This window comes from Roseateles sp. P5_E11 (assembly GCF_054049355.1).
The window spans coordinates 1-16882 of record NZ_JBFUMO010000072.1; the positions used below are offsets into that span (position 1 = coordinate 1).

Below are 16882 nucleotides of genomic sequence, written 5' to 3' on the forward strand. Positions count from 1 at the left end.
CTCGTCACCGGCGCCAGCCGCGGCATCGGCCGCGCGATCGCGCTGGCCCTGGCCAACGAAGGCTGGCGCGTCATCGGCACAGCCACCTCTGAATCGGGCGCCGCTGGCATCACCGAGGCCCTTGGCCCCCAAGGCGGTCGTGGCATTGTGCTGAACGTGACCGACGCGGCCGCCAGCCAGGCCGCCGTGGACGACATCGTCGCCAAGGAAGGCGGCCTGCATGTGCTGGTCAACAACGCCGGCATCACGCGCGACGGCCTGTCCATGCGYATGAAGGACGACGATTGGGACGCCGTCGTCGACACCAACCTGAAGGCGGTCTTCCGCCTCGCCCGCGCCGCCACCAAGCCGATGATGAAGCAGCGGTCGGGCCGCATCATCAACATCACTTCCGTCGTCGGCGCCTCCGGCAATGCCGGCCAGGCCAACTACGCTGCCGCAAAGGCTGGTGTGGCCGGCCTGACGCGCTCGCTGGCCCGTGAACTGGGCAGCCGCAACATCACGGTCAACTGCATCGCACCCGGCTTCATCGCCACCGACATGACCGAGGTCTTGCCCGAAGCCCAGAAAGCCGCACTGCTGTCGCAGATCCCGCTGGGCCGCCTGGGCGCCCCCGAGGAAATTGCCGCTGCGGTCGTCTTCCTGGCGTCACCGGGCGGTGCTTACATCACTGGTTCCGAGCTGCACGTCAACGGCGGCATGTACATGGCCTGATTTGGCCCGGGCGCCCTGATCTAGGGGAGCCCATCTAGAGCCCGTAGAATGCTGGGCTGTTTTCAGCAAATCCCTCCTGGAGGATTCATGAGCGATATCGAAGCACGAGTCAAGAAAATCATCGCCGAGCAACTTGGCGTGGCGGAAGCCGACGTTACGAACGAGAAGGCTTTCGTTGCCGACCTGGGCGCCGATTCTCTGGACACCGTGGAACTGGTGATGGCCCTCGAAGACGAGTTCGGCATCGAGATCCCGGACGAAGAAGCCGAGAAGATCACCACCGTGCAGCTGKCGATCGACTACGCCGTCAAGCACCAGAAGGCCTGAAGGCTTTCTTTCTCTCGCAACTCTGATCCGCACTGCATGAGCCGTCGCCGCGTCGTCGTCACCGGTCTTGGCCTGATCAGTCCCGTCGGCAATACCGTTGCCGAAGGCTGGGCCAATATCCTCGCCGGTCGTTCCGGCATCGCCACCGTCACCCGTTTTGACGCCAGCAATCTGGCGTGCCACTTCGCGGGTGAGGTCAAGGGCTTCAAGATCGAGGACTACATCCCCGCGAAAGAAGCTCGGCACATGGATATCTTTATCCATTACGGGCTGGCGGCGTCCATGCAGGCGGTGCGCGACGCCGGTCTTCCGACCGGCGATCAATTGACCGAAGAGCAGGCCGAGCGCATCGGCGTGCTCGTCGGGTCCGGCATTGGCGGCCTGCCGCTGATCGAGGACACCAAGACCGAGCTGATGAACCGCGGCCCTCGCCGTATCTCGCCGTTCTTCATCCCGGCTTCGATCATCAACATGATCTCGGGCCATGTCTCCATCCAGTTCGGTTTCCAGGGACCGAATTTGGCGATCGTGACGGCCTGCACCACGGGCCTGCATGCGATCGGTGAAGCTGGCCGCCTCATCGAGTACGGCGATGCCGACGTGATGGTCGCGGGCGGTGCCGAAGGCGCGGTGTCACCGCTGGGCATCGGCGGTTTTGCTGCTGCCCGCGCGCTTTCCACCCGCAACGACGACCCCGCGACCGCTTCCCGCCCGTGGGACAAGGACCGCGACGGCTTCGTGCTGGGCGAGGGCGCCGGCGTGCTTGTGCTCGAGGAGTACGAACACGCCAAGAAGCGGGGCGCCAAGATCTACTGCGAGCTGTCCGGTTTCGGCATGGGCGCGGACGCGTACCACATGACCGCTCCCAACGTTGATGGCCCCAAGCGCTCCATGCGCGCGGCGCTGCGCAATGCGGGCATGAACCCCGACCAGGTCCAGTACATGAACGCTCACGGCACCTCCACGCCGCTCGGCGACGTGAACGAGACCAACGCGATCAAGCTGGCTTTTGGCGACCACGCCAAGCAAATGGTCATCAGCTCGACCAAGTCCATGACCGGCCACCTGCTGGGCGGCGCGGGCGGCATCGAGTCGGTGTTCACCGCGCTGGCCATCCGCGACCAGGTCGCGCCGCCGACGATCAACATCTTCAACCAGGACCCCGAGTGCGACCTGGACTACTGCGCCAACGAGGCGCGGCCCATGAGGATCGACGTCGCAGCGAAGAACAACTTCGGTTTCGGCGGCACCAACGGCACGCTGATCTTCAAGCGCGTCTGATCGCGCTCGCCGGCGATGCGCCGCACGCCGCCGGTCGTCGTGCATCTGCAGCCCCAACCGGCGGTGCAGGCCTTCGTGTCGTGCATCGCGGCCTTGGCCTCGGGTGGCCTGGCTGCCTGGGCACTCAGTTACCGGGCTCTGGCCTGGCCCATTCTGCTGGCCGTGCCTCTGGTCGCCTGGTGGGCTTGGCGCATGGCCGCCGTGCTGCCGCGACGGCTGCGCTGGGACGGCGAAGCCTGGTGGCTGGACGAGCCCGGTCGCGATGACGGGCCCCGAGTGCAACTGGCCGTGCTGATCGATCTGGATGCCTGGCTGTTGCTGCGCGCCAGCCCCGGCCCACGCTGGCTGCCTTTGTCGCGTACCCAGCAGCCCACGCAATGGACGGCACTGCGCGCGACGCTGTTCTCCGCACCGCGGGCGCCGCAATGAGTGACGCCGATGCCGACGCCCTGCTGGTGCGTGAAGCCCAGGGCGGCAGCCGCGTGGCATTCGACATGCTCGTGTTGAAGTACCAGCGTCGCGTCGAGCGCCTGCTGTCGCGCAGCGTGCGCTCGCCCGAAGACGTGGCCGACCTCTGCCAGGAGACTTTCCTGGCCGTGTATCGCGCATTGCCGGCCTTTCGCGGTGAGAGCGCGTTCTACACCTGGGTCTACCGCATCGCGATCAACGCGGCCAAACGCCACAACGCCCATCGCGCCCGCCAGCGGCCCGTCGAATCCCTGGACGACGGCGAGGGAACTTTCGGCACCGACGCGACTCCAAGCGACGATGCGACCCCCGAGGCCCTGCTCGCCGGTCGCCAGCTGGCACGGGAACTGGACGACGCGGTCGCAGCCCTGGCCGAGGATCAGCGCCGGGCGCTGTTGCTGCGAGAGGTGGATGGCTTGAGCTACGACGAGATCGGCGACCTGATGAACTGCCCGCCGGGCACCGTGCGCTCGCGCATCTTCCGCGCCCGCGAGGCCGTCGCGGCGCGGCTGCGGCCGCTGCTGGGCGGCGGCGGAGGGCGGCGATGGTGAGCGCTGCCGACAACTCACTGAACGAAGCGCTGTCCGCCGTCATGGACGGCCGCGCCACGCCGGTCGATTGGGCGCGCGTGAACGCGGCCTGGGCGAGCGACCCGGGCCTGCGCGAGCGCTGGGCGCTCTGGCATGCGGCCGGTGATGGCCTTCGCGCCACCGAACTGCCGGAACTGCACCGGCAACCTCAAGCGCTGCTCGCAGCCCTGCATGCGCAATTACCGGCCGAGGTGGTCGACCACCCGCGCCGACGCGACTGGCTGGCGCCCGTCGCGGTGGCCGCCAGCTTCGTGGCCCTGGCCCTGGGCGTTGGCCTGCTGCGGCCTGCGCCTGCGCCGGACGCCCAGGTCGCCGCTGCACCGAACACAACACCGCGCGCGCAGGGACTTGGCGGCCTTAGCTTTGCGCAGACCGCTGCAGGCCGTACCCTGCCTGCCGTTGGCGCGGCGCGGGAGGCCGGATTGCCAGGAGAGGCGCCGGCAGAGATCATTGATTGGGGCTTGGCCCTGCCGGAATCCGCCGCCTCGCAGTCCCGTCCTTGAAGTGACGCTTCGATGCCCCATCTGCCTTGTCCTGCTGAATCCCTGGAACTCCCTTATGCACGCTGAGACCCGCCTTCACCCCGCGCGCGCGCGCTTTCTGTTTTCCGGCACGGCGCTGGCGCTTGCGCTGACGCTGGGGCAGGCACCCGCCACGGCGCAGTCGCGCGAGCTGCCGGACTTCGCCGAGATCGTGGAGCGCGTCGGCCCAGCGGTCGTCAACATCCGTACCGCCGAGAAGGTCAAGATGGCCGAAGGCCAGGCGGAGATGAACGAGCAGATGCAGGAGTTCTTCCGCCGCTTCGGCATCCCTGTGCCCAACCAGCGCCGCGGCGCGCCGCGCGGTGGCGGCACGCCCGACGACGACGGCCCCATGCGCCGTGGTGTCGGCTCCGGCTTCGTCCTCAGCGCCGATGGCTACGTGCTGACCAATGCCCATGTCGTGCAGGGCGCTGACGAAGTCATCGTCACGCTGACGGACAAGCGCGAACTCAAGGCCAAGCTCATCGGTGCCGACCAGCGCTCCGACGTGGCGGTCGTGAAGGTGGAGGCGACCGGCCTGCCGGTAGTGAAGGTCGGCGACAGCAACAAGTCACGCGTCGGCGAATGGGTCATGGCCATCGGCTCGCCTTTCGGCCTGGAGAACACGGTGACGGCCGGCATCATCAGCGCCAAGCAGCGCGACACAGGCGATCTGCTGCCGCTGATCCAGACCGACGTGGCCATCAACCCCGGCAACTCCGGCGGACCGCTCGTCAACATGCGCGGCGAGGTCATTGGCATCAATTCGCAGATCTACAGCCAGAACGGCGGCTACATGGGCATCTCGTTTGCGATCCCCATCGCCGACGCGATCCGCGTGGCCGATGAGCTGCGCGCTGGCGGGCGTGTCGTGCGCGGCTACCTGGGCGTGCTGCCGGACGACATCACCAAGGAAATCGCCGAGGCCATCGGTCTGGGCAAGCCGCAGGGCGCCGTGATCCGCTCCGTCATCGCCGGCAGCCCGGCCGAGAAGGCGGGAGTGGAAGGCGGCGACGTCGTCACCAAGGTCGACGGCAAGACCGTCGACAAGGCGGCCGACTTGCGCCGCCTCGTGGCCAATGTGAAGCCCGGCGCCAAGACGACGCTGACCGTCTTCCGCCGCGGTGCGACCAAGGATGTTGTCGTCACCATTGGCGAAGACGAGCGCAGCAAGAAGCCGGGTAGCGGCAGCGAAGGCGGCAACGAGCCAGCGCCGGCGGCGACGGCACCCAGCGCGGCCCTTGGCCTGAAGGTGTCGGAACTGACCGATGCGCAGCGCAAGGAAATGAAGCTCAAGTCCGGTGTCAAGGTCGACAATGCCGCGGGTGCAGCCGCTCGCGCCGGGCTGCGCGAGGGCGACCTCATCCTGTCGGTGGACAACGTCGAGGTGTCCTCGGTGAAGGCCTTCCAGGCCCAGATCGCCAAGGCGGACAAGAACAAGGCGATGAATCTGGTCGTGCGGCGGGAGGACGTCACCAGCTTCGTGCTGCTCAAACCGGCCAAGTGAGGCGGCAAAACCTGGGCTGTCTGCTCGGGCTTTCCGCGATGCGGTAAGCCCGCTGGGCGCCCCGACCCGGGTTGTCCACTGAATATGGAAGTTGGCGCTGGCTAACTCTTAGATAAAGGCGGGGATTGTTCGCGTCCGCCGCTAAAATGGCGGCTTGATGCGTCCTGGAACGGGTGTCTGACGGTGGAATCGACGCCCACCGGCAACGCCTTGATTTGATCCACAGGCGATCCACAGGAACTTGTGGATAACCTGTGGTTAAAATTCCTTGTTGGCAGCCTGCAACGACCGGAAAACCAATACTGGTGCGGCTTCCCGGCTGGGCCTTTTGGCTACAATGAAGGCCCAACAAGCAGTTGCCATACCTTTTGTTGGAAGGCACGTCGCCTCTTCGACGTGCCTTTTTTTTAGCTGTAGCACGCCGCTTCGCGGCTTCACATCGCAAGCGATGTGAGCTTGCGCTGCAACGGCCTTCGCCGTTGTGTCCTGCTCCGTTGGCGTGCCCCCGATCTCCATGAATCACATCCGCAACTTCTCCATCATTGCCCACATCGACCACGGCAAGAGCACGTTGGCCGACCGCATCATTCAGCGCTGCGGCGGCTTGAGCGATCGCGAGATGGAAGCGCAGGTGCTGGACTCGATGGATCTCGAGCGTGAGCGCGGCATCACGATCAAGGCGCAAACCGCGGCACTCCAGTACAAGGCCAAGGACGGCCAGATCTACAACCTCAATCTGATCGACACGCCGGGGCATGTGGACTTCTCTTATGAAGTCAGCCGTTCGCTGTCGGCCTGCGAAGGCGCGCTGCTCGTCGTCGATGCCTCGCAAGGTGTCGAGGCGCAGACGGTGGCCAACTGCTACACGGCGCTGGACCTGGGCGTCCAGGTCGTGCCGGTGCTGAACAAGATGGACCTGGCATCCGCCGACCCAGAGAACGCCAAGGCGGAGATCGAGGACGTCATCGGCATTGACGCCGATGACGCGATTCCTTGCTCGGCCAAGACCGGCATGGGCATCGACGAGATCATCGAGGCCGTCATTGCCCGCATGCCGGCGCCGCGCGGCAACCCGGACGGCCCGCCGCGCGCGATGATCATCGACGCCTGGTTCGACAACTACGTCGGCGTCGTCATGCTGGTGCGCGTGGTGGATGGTGAGCTCAAGAAGGGCGAGCGCATCCGCATGATGAACACCAACTCGGTGTACCCGATCGAGCACATGGGGGTGTTCACGCCCAAGAGCGAGAACCGCGATGGCTTGAAGGCCGGCGAGGTGGGCTTCATCATCTGCGGCATCAAGGAGCTGGCGGCGGCCAAGGTCGGCGACACCGTCACGCTGGAAAAGAAGCTGCCCAACAATGCCGGCCCGGCCACCGAGGCTTTGCCCGGCTTCAAGGAAATCCAGCCTCAGGTCTTCGCGGGCCTGTATCCGACCGAGGCCAGTGAGTATGACCAGCTGCGCGATGCGCTGGAAAAACTCAGCCTCAACGACTCGTCGCTGCGCTACGAGCCCGAGGTCAGCCAGGCGCTGGGCTTTGGCTTTCRCTGCGGCTTCCTGGGCCTGCTGCACATGGAGATCGTGCAGGAGCGGCTGGAGCGCGAGTTCGACCAGGATCTCGTCACCACCGCGCCCAGCGTCATCTACGAAGTCGAGATGAACGACGGCGAGGTCATCCAGGTCGAGAACCCGTCCAAGATGCCCGAGATCGGCCGCATGAAGGAGATCCGTGAGCCCATCGTCACGGTGCACCTCTACATGCCGCAGGATTACGTCGGCGTCGTCATGACGCTGGCCAATCAGAAGCGCGGCGTGCAGCTCAACATGGCCTATCACGGCAAGCAGGTCATGCTGACCTACGAGATCCCGCTGGCCGAGATCGTGCTGGACTTCTTCGACAAGCTCAAGAGCGCCTCGCGCGGCTACGCCTCCATGGACTACGAGTTCAAGGAATACCGCGCGGCCGACGTCGTCAAGGTCGACATCATGATCAACGGCGAGAAGGTCGACCCGCTGTCCATGATCGTGCATCGCAGCCAGAGCCAGTACCGCGGCCGCGGCGTGGCCGCCAAGATGCGCGAGCAGATCCCGCGCCAGATGTACGACGTGGCCATCCAGGCCGCCATCGGCGCCAACATCATCGCCCGCGAGAACATCAAGGCGCTGCGCAAGAACGTGCTGGCAAAATGCTACGGTGGTGACATCACCCGCAAGCGCAAGCTGCTGGAAAAGCAAAAGGCCGGCAAGAAGCGCATGAAGCAGATCGGCTCCGTGGAAGTGCCGCAAGAAGCCTTCCTCGCCATCCTGCAAGTCGACGATTAACTCCCCATGCCCCTTCAATCGATGAGCGTTCTCACCGGCGTTTTGTATGCGGCCCTGGTGGCCTACTTGGGCGGCTGGTACGCCGGCCGATGGAACGGCAACTTCGCGCTGCTGCTCTTTGTCCTGACGGCGGTGACGCTGTTCTACTGGCTGGCCGAGCGCTTTCATTTCGCGCCGGCACGCCGCGCTGCAGCCGACGCGCTGGTGTCCAACGACGCCAAGCGCCGCGAGAACCTGGCTGCTCAGGGCATCGCCCGGGTGGATGGCGACGTGGAGCCCGCCCGCCAGCAAATCCTGCAGCAGCCCTGGTGGCTGGACTGGACCGCCGGCCTGTTCCCGGTCATCCTCGTCGTCTTCCTGCTGCGCAGCTTCCTGTTCGAGCCGTTCAAGATCCCATCGGGCTCGATGGTGCCGACGCTGCTGGTCGGTGACCTCATCCTGGTCAACAAGTTCCACTACGGCATCCGCCTGCCGGTGATCAACAAGAAGATCATCCCGAACAACGACGTCAAGCGTGGCGATGTGATGGTCTTCCGCTACCCCGAAGACCCGAGCACCGACTTCATCAAGCGTGTGGCCGGCATCCCGGGCGACGAGATCAGCTACGTCAACCAGAAGCTCTACATCAACGGCCAGGCCGCGCCGGTGYAGCCCCAGGGCAATTTCTATGACGACAGCGGCTCGCCGCGCGTCTACCGACCCCGCTTCCTGGAGAAGCTCGGCGACAAGGAGCACGAGATCCTCGTGCAGCCGCAGGCCCAGACCTTCTTCCGTGCCGACCGTGCCGACGGCCCCTTCCCTTTCCAGGAGAATTGCCGCTACACCATCGAGGGCGTAACCTGCAAGGTGCCCGCCGGACACTACTTCATGCTGGGCGACAACCGCGACAACTCGCGCGATTCGCGCTTCTGGGGATTCGTGCCGGATGAAAACATCGTCGGCAAGGCCTTCTTGGTGTGGATGAATTTCGGTAACCTCAAGCGCATCGGTACCTTCTTCAATTGACACCCAGATGAGCAGCAGCCTCCTTTCGTCGCCGACCTCCTCTCGCCGCCAGCGTGGCGTCACGCTGTTCGGCCTGCTGTTCTGGGGCATCGTTCTCGCCGCCACGGCCGTCGTCGGCATGAAGGTCTTCCCGACGGTGCTGGAGTACTACACCGTGCAGCGCGTGGTCGACCGTATCTCGGCCGGCAACCCCTCCACCGTGCCTCAGGTGCGCCAGGAGTTCGACAAAGCCATCGCCGTCGAATACTCGATCCAGAGCCTCAAGAGCAGCGACCTCGTCGTGACCAAGGACGGCAATGACCGTGTCGTCATCGAGTTCGCCTGGGACAAGGAGATTGACCTCTTCGGGCCGGTCTACCTGCTGATCAAGTACCACGGCAAGTCGCGTTGACCTTGCTTCCGCTTCGATGAGCGCCGTGCTTGAGGCCCTGCAACAGCGCCTGGGCCATCGTTTCCAGCGACCCGAATTACTGGCACGCGCCCTGACCCATCGCAGCTACGGCGCCGATCACAACGAGCGCCTGGAGTTTCTCGGCGACGCCGTGCTCAGCCTGGCCGTATCCAGCCTGCTGTACGAGCGCTATGCCGGCTCCGACGAAGGCGACCTGACCCGCGTGCGCGCCCATCTCGTGCGCGAGGAAAGCCTGCACAAGTTGGCGCTGGCCATGGGCTTGCCGGCGGTGCTGAAGATGTCCGACGGCGAAGCCCGTGGCGGCGGCGCGCAGCGCCCGTCCATCCTGGCCGACGCTGTCGAGGCCGTGCTGGGCGCGGCCTACATCGACGCTGGCTACGACGCTGCTTTGGCCATCGTGCGCCGCCTGCTCGGCGAGACCATCACGACCGCCACCAGCGCCGGCGACTTCGCCAAGGACGCCAAGACCGCGTTGCAGGAATGGCTGCAGGCCCGCCGCATCGCCGTACCCAGCTACCGTATCGTCGCGACGCGCGGCCAGGCCCATGCCCAGACCTTTGAGGTCGAATGTGCGGTGCCGGCCCTGGACGTGGCCGAACTCGGCGAAGGCCGCTCCCGCCGCACCGCCGAGCAGGAGGCTGCCAGCCGCCTGCTGGATAGACTCACCGCCGAACGAGGCAAATCATGACCACCGACGCTGTACCCACTGCCGCTGCCACCGCTGACGGTCCTCCCCAGCGTTGTGGCCTCATCGCCATCGTCGGTCGCCCCAATGTCGGCAAATCCACGTTGCTGAACGCCCTGGTCGGGCAGAAGGTCAGCATCACGTCCGACAAGGCCCAGACGACGCGCCACCGCATCACCGGCGTGCGCACTGTCGAGGAGGCGCAGTTCGTCTTCGTTGACACGCCCGGCTTTCAGACCAAGCACAACGCCGCGCTCAACCGCACGCTCAACCGCACCGTACACGGCGTGCTGGCCGACGTTGACCTCGTGCTCTTCGTCGTCGAGGCCGGCCGCTTTGGCCTGGATGACGCCAAGGTACTGGGCCTGCTGCCCGAAGACAAGCCGGTCGTGCTGATCGCCAACAAACTGGATGCCGTGCACCGCCGCGCGGAGCTGGCCCCCTGGCTCAAGGGCATGCAGGAGCGCCGCAACTTCAGCGAGTTCGTGCCGCTGTCGGCCAAGAAGGAATCCGACGTCACCCGCCTCTTCAAGATCCTCAAGCCTTATCTGCCCGAGCAGGGCTGGTTCTACGAAGAGGATGCGTTGACCGACCGCAGCGAGAAGTTCCTTGCCAGCGAAATCATCCGCGAGAAGCTGTTTCGCCTGACCGGTGACGAACTGCCCTATACATCCACCGTCATCATCGACAAGTGGGAAGAGGAGGGCGAGCTGCGCCGCATCAGCGCCAGCATCGTCGTCGAGCGCGACGCCCACAAAGGCATGATCATCGGCCAGGGCGGCGAGCGCCTGAAGCGCATCGGTTCGGAGTCGCGCCAGGAKCTGGAGCATCTGATGGATGGCCGGGTCTTCCTCGAGCTGTGGGTCAAGGTGCGCTCGGGCTGGGCGGATACCGAAGAGCATTTGCGCAGCTACGGCTACGAGTGATCGTCAAAGACAACACAGCCACAGAGGCACGGAGACACAGAGGAAAACCTTGAATTTCTCTGTGCCTCTGTGCCTCTGTGGCTTTGTTCATCGGCCGAGCCGATGMGGCTGACGCGCCCGCCTGCGGTCCAGCAGGCCTACGTGCTGCACCAGCACGACTGGAGCGAGTCCAGCCTCATCCTCGACCTGTTCACGCGCGAGTCCGGCCGGCTCGCCGTCGCGGCCAAGGGCGCCAAACGGCCCTACTCGCAGCTGCGCGCCGTACTGCTGCCGTTGCAGCGCATCTCTGTCAGTCTCTCCAAGCCCGCCAAGGCGGAGGGCGGTGAGGTGCAGACCCTGCGCAGCGCGGAGTGGGGCGGCGGTGCGACCCTGCCGGCGGGTGCGGCGCTGTTCTCGGGCTACTACCTGAATGAGCTGCTGATGAAGCTGCTGGCCCGCCACGACCCGCATCCCCGGCTCTTCGATGCTTACGCCGACACGCTGGCCCATCTGGCCGAGGGCGACGCGGCGCTGCGTGCCTTCGAGATCAGGCTGCTGGCCGAGCTGGGCCTGCTGCCCGACCTCAGCGTCGTCACGACCACGCAGACTGCCATCGATCCCGCGCGCCGCTACCAGCTCTCGCCCGAGTCCGGCCTCATCCCGCCCACCAGCGACGCCAGCTTGCCCGGCACGCTGCTCATCCAGCTCCAGGCCGCGCTGCTGCACGGCAGCCCCGCCGCGCTGCGTCAGGCCTGCGCGGTGGAGCTGCAAGGCCTGAAGACCACGCTGCGCGGCTTGCTCCACTACCACCTTGGCCACCAGCAGCTGCGTACCCGCTCGCTGATGGTCGACGTGCAGCAATTGCTGGACGGGGCTAGGGTCAGCCGCAGCTAGGGTTGCGCCGCGGCTAGGGCCAGACGCAGCTTTCGGCGCGGCCAGGTACTGCCAAGAATGCGCGGCATGAGCTGGTGCTGCATGACTGCCCGGCGCCTTGCAATCCGACCGAGAGCCCACCATGCCGCCCAACACCGTCGACAGCGCCGTCAAGGACATCCGCCACCACATGGAGACGGGCTGGTTCAACCCCGTCACCAACGGCGACATCAAGAGCGTCAAGTCCATCCTGTCCAACCTCGACGCGGCGGACAGCCGGGCGGTCATGGCGAAGCTCGGCGCGGACGAGTTGCGCCAGATCGCCGACGAGATGAACGACGACTCGTGGTTCGGCAATGGCGGGCTGAGCCAGGGCGAGCGGCGCGACTTCTTCAACGAGATGGCCCGCGACCTCAGCGGCGCTGATCTGGCCAAGCTGTCACAGGCATTCGACCGCACCACCGGCCGCCAGACCTCGCGCGACCGCCTGCTGTCCGACGACAACGTCACCGACCTGGCCGCCGCCGTCGGTCAGCACGGCAGCAACCAGACCAAGCTCGACTTCGTCAAACAGCTGGCCGGCGCCTCGACAGACCAAACCGCCATCGACACGATGAACGAGTCGCGCCTGCACGATCCGCAGGCTCGCGCGATCGCCGAGGTGATCGGCAGCATGGATTCCGCCACCGCCCAGCAGGCCCTGCAGGGCCTGCTGCCCGAGCAGCGCCAGGCGGTGCTGAAGGCGGCCACCAACGAGACCCTCCTCGTCGCGGGTGGCATGGGTGGCGGCGTCGGCGCGGTGCGCACCGACACCAAGCCGCTGGAGCAGTTGCTCAAGGTCGCCAGCGGCATCGGTGATGCCGACACCAAGGCCCGCGTCTTCGCCGACGCCGCTTCGGTGATGACCGATCTGGCGGGCCGCGGCCGGCCCGACGCCGCCGAGAACGTGCGGCGCAGCATGGGCCAGCTGATCCTGAGCGACACCAATGGCGTCATGCGCGAACTGGCCGCCAACCGCGAAACGGCCAACGGCTCGGCGCTGGCGGCCTATGCCAAGGCTTCGCTGAACGCCAAGGACTTCAATACCCTGGGCGAGATCCAGGCGCAGATCTCGCTGGGCAACGGCAAGAACGAGAACCCGGCCGCGCGCTTCGAGGCCCAGACTGCTGCTCCCGGTGGCGGCCAGCGCTTCGTCAACGCGGAGACGGCCGGCTACTACGCCGGCGCCGTGAGCGCAGCGGTCAAGGACATCACCAAGGACGCCAAGGAGCAGGGCGACCTGATCAATGCGACGCTGAAGAGCGTGCTGACGGTTGTCGACAAGACCGCGGGTCGTGCCAATCCGGCCGTGGGCATCGCCGCCTCGGTGCTGAAGGAATGGACCCAGTTCGGCGTCAAGGCCGCCATGGACGCCAAGATCAGCGACCAGGTCAGTGCCGACGACAAGCTATTCTGGGCGCTGGTGCCCAGCGTCGCCACGCGCACCCTGCCCAACGGCCGTCCCGATCTGGAGCAGGCCGCCAGCAGCGGCGCCGGTGCGGCCTTCAACGGCACCTGGATCGTCACCCGCGAACATGCCAAGCCATGAGTCCCAACTTCCCACCGACCCGGCCCGCCGCGCCTGCCTGCTCGCCGGCCTGGGCTTGCTGATGATGAGCACCGCCGCCACCGCAACGCCGGTCGTGGCGCTGCCCACTCCGCCGGCCGGCGCCGTGGCGGTGGACTGGGATCATTTCGGTGAGCCTTCGCTGTCCGCCGCTCGCCGTGCCAACGTGGTTGTCAGCAAGGCGATGCAGGCGCGGGTCGTGGACACCCAGCTCTACCGGCTGCCCGGCGATACCGCCTGGGAGGTCGTGCTGGGCCATTACCAGCAGGCTGCCACGCCGGCCTGGAAGCTCGCCGCCAGTGCCGGCCGCGTGGAGACCGGCAACCCGGCCTGGCAGCAGCGCTTCACGGCCGCCGGGGACGCGAAGCGCGGTTTCTCGGTCGTCTGGCTGCCGGCCGGTGGTGACGTGCGCGACGGACTGCTGATGGTGCTCAGCACCTCCCCCTGACGCGCCAGGGGTTGTGACGCTCCACTACGATGGGGGCATGAACCCGCTTGCCCACGCCGGCGCCCGCTGCGCGCTGTCCGTTAACGTCAACAAGGTCGCGCTGTTGCGCAACACACGCCACCTCGGGATCCCCAGCGTGCTGCGTGCGGCTGAGCAGTGCCTGCTGGCAGGTGCCCAGGGCATCACCGTGCATCCACGGCCCGATGCTCGCCATATCCGCGCCAGTGACGTCGAGGACCTCGCCGCCTTCCTGAAGGATTGGCCTCAAGCCGAGTTCAACATCGAGGGCAACCCGACGCAGAACCTGATGGACTTCGTGCGCAAGCACCGGCCTCATCAGGTCACCTTCGTGCCGGACTCGGAAGAGCAGTTCACGTCCGACCATGGCTGGATGCTGCCGCAGGACGCCGGGCGACTGAAGCCGTTGATCCATGAAGCGCAAAGCCTGGGTGTGCGCGTCAGCCTCTTCATGGACCCGAATCCGGCCGCGATGGCGGCCGTGGCCGAGCTGGGCGCGGATCGCATCGAGCTCTATACCGAGACCTTTGCCAGCGCCTTCGGTACCGAACGCCAGGACGCCGTGCTGGCCGGTTTCACGGCCACGGCCGAGGCGGCGCTCAGGGTCGGCCTGGGCATCAATGCCGGCCACGACCTGAATCGCGACAACCTCAGCCTGTTCCTGCGCCATGTCCCGGGTGTACAGGAAGTGTCCATCGGCCATGCCCTGATAGCCGATGCATTGGAGCTGGGCTACGCCGATACGGTGCGTAGCTATCAACAGGTCATTGCCACGGCGTACCAGTGATTTACGGCATCGGCACCGACGTCTGCGACATTCGCCGCATCCGAGCCACGCTCGCGCGGCGCGGTGAGCGCTTTGCCGAGAAGGTGCTGGGCCCGCACGAGCTGACCGTTTTCAGGGAGCGCCGTGCCAAGGTCGACGCGCGCGGCGAGGCCTATCTGGCGACGCGCTTCGCCGCCAAGGAGGCCTTCTCCAAGGCCATCGGCATGGGAATGCGCATGCCCATGACCTGGCGGGCCATGGAGGTTGTCAAGGCGCGCAGTGGCAAGCCCGAGATCGCACTGCATGGGGCGCTGGCCGATTGGTTCGCCGCCCGAGGCTTGAGCGCCCATGTGACGGTCAGCGACGAGCAGGACTATGCCGTCGCCTTTGTCGTCGTGGAGAAGTCGGCGCCTTAGAGTCGAGTCCTGGCGCGCCCGCTCAGGGCGCCTTCTTGACCGCTGGCTTGGCGGCAGCGGGCTTGGCGAGGGACTCGCCCTTGGACTGCACGACCATGTCCATGTCCATGAACATCCGGCCGTTGTCGGGCCCGTTCATCGTCATTTTCATGTCCATGGCGAGCTGGCTGGCCAGCGGCAGGCGGTCGGCCAGGCGCAGCGAGCTCGTGCCTTTGCCACCACCCGTGATCTGCATGTGCAGCATCGGCGGTGCCGCGTCCGCGGCCGCGCCGCTGGCCGCGGATGCAGCAGCCGCCGGCTTGGGAAGCGGGGTGTCGATGTTCATGTTGAGGTCCATGCTCAGGTCGAAATGCGCCACACCCTTGTCCACGCGGGCCAGCGTGTAGCGCACCAGGCCTTGCATGCCGCCGGCGCCGCCTGGCAGCGGCATGGGCAGGGCCATGTTCAGCGGCACCTCAACGCTGTCGCCGACCTTCAGCGGGCGCTGGCTCAGGGCCTTGAGCAGTTGCAGGGACTCGCTGATCGCGGCCTTGCCCTGGTTGCTCATGGCCTCGCTCAGCTCGGGTGAACCGCCCTCGACCTTCTGCACCTCGAAGCCGAAGTCCTTGGGGTTGAAGCGCGCTGCAATGCGCATGTCGGTCTTGCCTAGACTGGGCAGCGGTGCGGGCTTGCCACCGATTTCCACGCTGCCGCTCTTGGCGCCGACCGACAAGCTCAGCGGCAGCCAGCCCTCGCCGTCCGCAGCGCCAACCTGCATGGTCTGCTCCATGTGCATGCTCATCTTCATCGGCCCCATCAGCGCCATGCCCTCGGCGGCTTGAGCCGCCTTGGCGCGCTGCTCGTCCGTCGCGTCGGGGCCGGCCTCGACGCGCATCTTCATGACGGCCTGCAGGTCGATCTGCTGTCGTTGATGCTGGCCGGCACGCGGCGTGGTGTCGAAGCTGACGGCGGCGGGCGCGCTCGGTGCCGCCTGGGCGGCGAGGTTGAGGCCGAGCAGGGCGCCAAGCAAAGGCAGGCGCAGCGGGGAGGCGATGGTCACGAAAGCAACTCCATGAAAAGCGGTGCCGAATTGGCAACCGAGCGGTATCGTAGAAAGGGCGAAGGGACGACCGGCATCAGCTGGCCTGGGTAATTTCACCCAAGCGAACTTATGCGGTCCTGATCAGCGCGATGGCTGGAAGAGCAGCCGCTCCGCCAGGTCCCGGCGGGCCGGGGGCTGGCCCTGCAGGCGGTCCAGCATGGCGATGGCGGGGTCGCAGCTGGCAGCGACGCTGGGTTTGGCCGCGTCGGGCGCGTCGACCCACAGGCGCGACAGCATGCCCATGGCCGTCGGCCCCACGGTGCGCTCAAGGACCTCGATCTCAAGGGCGCTGACCGGCTTGGGCTGCCGGTGTGGCAGCGTGCCATTGGCCACGTCCTGCAGCCATTGGGCTTCGCGCACCTGCAAGGCCTGCGGGAGCTGCGGGCGCACGCCCAGGCGCCCGTCGAGCAGGTCGCGGCAGGCCCCGGCACTGACGCCCGCGGGTGGTGTGCGCAGGGCCTTCAGCTGGTCGGACACCAGTTGCACATAGCGGTGGCGCAACACGGCGTCGGTGCCGCCGAGCAGATCCGGCATCTGGCGGGCCAGGGGCGACAGCACGGTGGCTTGCACCTCCTCCTCGCTGGCGCCGGCCTGGTGGGCGGCCAGCATGCGCTTGGCGATGTCGTCCACGGTGCCTGGGGTGCGCTTGTCCAGCGCCTCCCACACGGGGTGCATGTGCAATGCATCGTCGAAATCGGCCAGCGTGGCATTGGCGGCCGGCAGTGGCACCGCCAGTGTGGGTGGCGCTGGCGCGATCAAGGCGTAGGAGACCAGCTCGTCGCGCGGCACGAACCACATGCTGCGCGAAGGTGTGCGCAGCGTCTTGTCGATCATGGGCTGCGGCAGGCCCAGCTCGGTGTAGGTCTTGGCCAATTGCTGGTTGGCCAGTTCCTCGAAGACCGGGTTGTAGGTGCCGGTGGATGCGCGATGAAAACC

Annotated in this window: 19 protein-coding genes; 17 read left to right on the plus strand and 2 right to left on the minus strand. The window is 66.5% G+C overall.

The genetic code is table 11. The features are described 5' to 3' along the window. From fabG to acpS, 17 genes are all read left to right on the plus strand, one after another. Positions 1-714, plus strand: a 714-nt coding sequence (gene fabG / locus ACXJKR_RS08295) for a 3-oxoacyl-ACP reductase FabG (RefSeq protein ID WP_457322297.1), incomplete at its 5' end; no start/stop codon positions are given. 87 nt (positions 715-801) lie between these two features. Further along, positions 802-1041, plus strand: a complete 240-nt coding sequence (gene acpP, locus ACXJKR_RS08300; protein WP_457322299.1) for an acyl carrier protein — start codon at positions 802-804, stop codon at positions 1039-1041. Between the two features lie 36 nt (positions 1042-1077). After that, complete coding sequence (gene fabF, locus ACXJKR_RS08305; RefSeq protein WP_056204262.1) at positions 1078-2322, plus strand: beta-ketoacyl-ACP synthase II; 1245 nt, start codon at positions 1078-1080, stop codon at positions 2320-2322. Positions 2323-2337: 15 nt separating this feature from the next. After that, complete coding sequence (locus ACXJKR_RS08310) at positions 2338-2751, plus strand: hypothetical protein (RefSeq protein WP_056204259.1); 414 nt, start codon at positions 2338-2340, stop codon at positions 2749-2751. Then, positions 2748-3341, plus strand: a complete 594-nt coding sequence (locus tag ACXJKR_RS08315) for a sigma-70 family RNA polymerase sigma factor (RefSeq protein ID WP_457322302.1) — start codon at positions 2748-2750, stop codon at positions 3339-3341. Before ACXJKR_RS08310 ends, ACXJKR_RS08315 begins: the two co-directional genes overlap by 4 nt. Then, complete coding sequence (locus ACXJKR_RS08320) at positions 3335-3883, plus strand: RseA family anti-sigma factor (protein WP_056204253.1); 549 nt, start codon at positions 3335-3337, stop codon at positions 3881-3883. Before ACXJKR_RS08315 ends, ACXJKR_RS08320 begins: the two co-directional genes overlap by 7 nt. Positions 3884-3938: 55 nt before the next feature. Continuing rightward, positions 3939-5408, plus strand: a complete 1470-nt coding sequence (locus tag ACXJKR_RS08325) for a Do family serine endopeptidase (protein ID WP_457322304.1) — start codon at positions 3939-3941, stop codon at positions 5406-5408. A 514-nt stretch (positions 5409-5922) separates the two neighbouring features. Then, positions 5923-7731, plus strand: a complete 1809-nt coding sequence (gene lepA / locus ACXJKR_RS08330; RefSeq protein WP_457322306.1) for a translation elongation factor 4 — start codon at positions 5923-5925, stop codon at positions 7729-7731. 21 nt (positions 7732-7752) lie between these two features. After that, positions 7753-8736, plus strand: coding sequence for a signal peptidase I (gene lepB / locus ACXJKR_RS08335; RefSeq protein WP_457322308.1), 984 nt, complete (start codon positions 7753-7755; stop codon positions 8734-8736). Positions 8737-8743: 7 nt separating this feature from the next. Further along, positions 8744-9127 (plus strand): DUF4845 domain-containing protein, encoded by a 384-nt coding sequence (locus ACXJKR_RS08340; RefSeq protein WP_056204243.1) that lies wholly within the window; start codon positions 8744-8746, stop codon positions 9125-9127. Positions 9128-9143: 16 nt separating this feature from the next. Continuing rightward, positions 9144-9836, plus strand: coding sequence for a ribonuclease III (gene rnc, locus ACXJKR_RS08345; RefSeq protein ID WP_056204240.1), 693 nt, complete (start codon positions 9144-9146; stop codon positions 9834-9836). Then, complete coding sequence (gene era / locus ACXJKR_RS08350) at positions 9833-10759, plus strand: GTPase Era (RefSeq protein WP_457322311.1); 927 nt, start codon at positions 9833-9835, stop codon at positions 10757-10759. The genes rnc and era overlap by 4 nt, the downstream gene beginning before the upstream one ends. A gap of 102 nt (positions 10760-10861) precedes the next feature. Next, complete coding sequence (gene recO, locus ACXJKR_RS08355) at positions 10862-11632, plus strand: DNA repair protein RecO (protein WP_457322313.1); 771 nt, start codon at positions 10862-10864, stop codon at positions 11630-11632. A 121-nt stretch (positions 11633-11753) separates the two neighbouring features. Beyond that, positions 11754-13199: a hypothetical protein gene (locus ACXJKR_RS08360; RefSeq protein WP_457322315.1), complete on the plus strand. Its 1446-nt coding sequence runs from the start codon at positions 11754-11756 to the stop codon at positions 13197-13199. Continuing rightward, entirely contained in the window at positions 13186-13665 is a 480-nt protein-coding gene (locus tag ACXJKR_RS08365) for a hypothetical protein (RefSeq protein WP_457322317.1), read from the plus strand. Before ACXJKR_RS08360 ends, ACXJKR_RS08365 begins: the two co-directional genes overlap by 14 nt. Before the next feature lie 37 nt (positions 13666-13702). After that, on the plus strand, positions 13703-14470 hold the full coding sequence (locus tag ACXJKR_RS08370; protein ID WP_457322319.1) for a pyridoxine 5'-phosphate synthase: 768 nt from the start codon (positions 13703-13705) through the stop codon (positions 14468-14470). After that, complete coding sequence (acpS, locus tag ACXJKR_RS08375) at positions 14467-14865, plus strand: holo-ACP synthase (RefSeq protein ID WP_056204219.1); 399 nt, start codon at positions 14467-14469, stop codon at positions 14863-14865. The genes ACXJKR_RS08370 and acpS overlap by 4 nt, the downstream gene beginning before the upstream one ends. A 22-nt stretch (positions 14866-14887) precedes the next feature. Here the strand turns inward: acpS and ACXJKR_RS08380 are convergent, their stop codons facing one another. Beyond that, complete coding sequence (locus ACXJKR_RS08380; protein WP_457322321.1) at positions 14888-15904, minus strand: hypothetical protein; 1017 nt, start codon at positions 15902-15904, stop codon at positions 14888-14890. Between the two features lie 123 nt (positions 15905-16027). Next, on the minus strand, positions 16028-16882 hold an 855-nt coding region (locus ACXJKR_RS08385; protein WP_457322322.1), incomplete at its 5' end, for a hypothetical protein.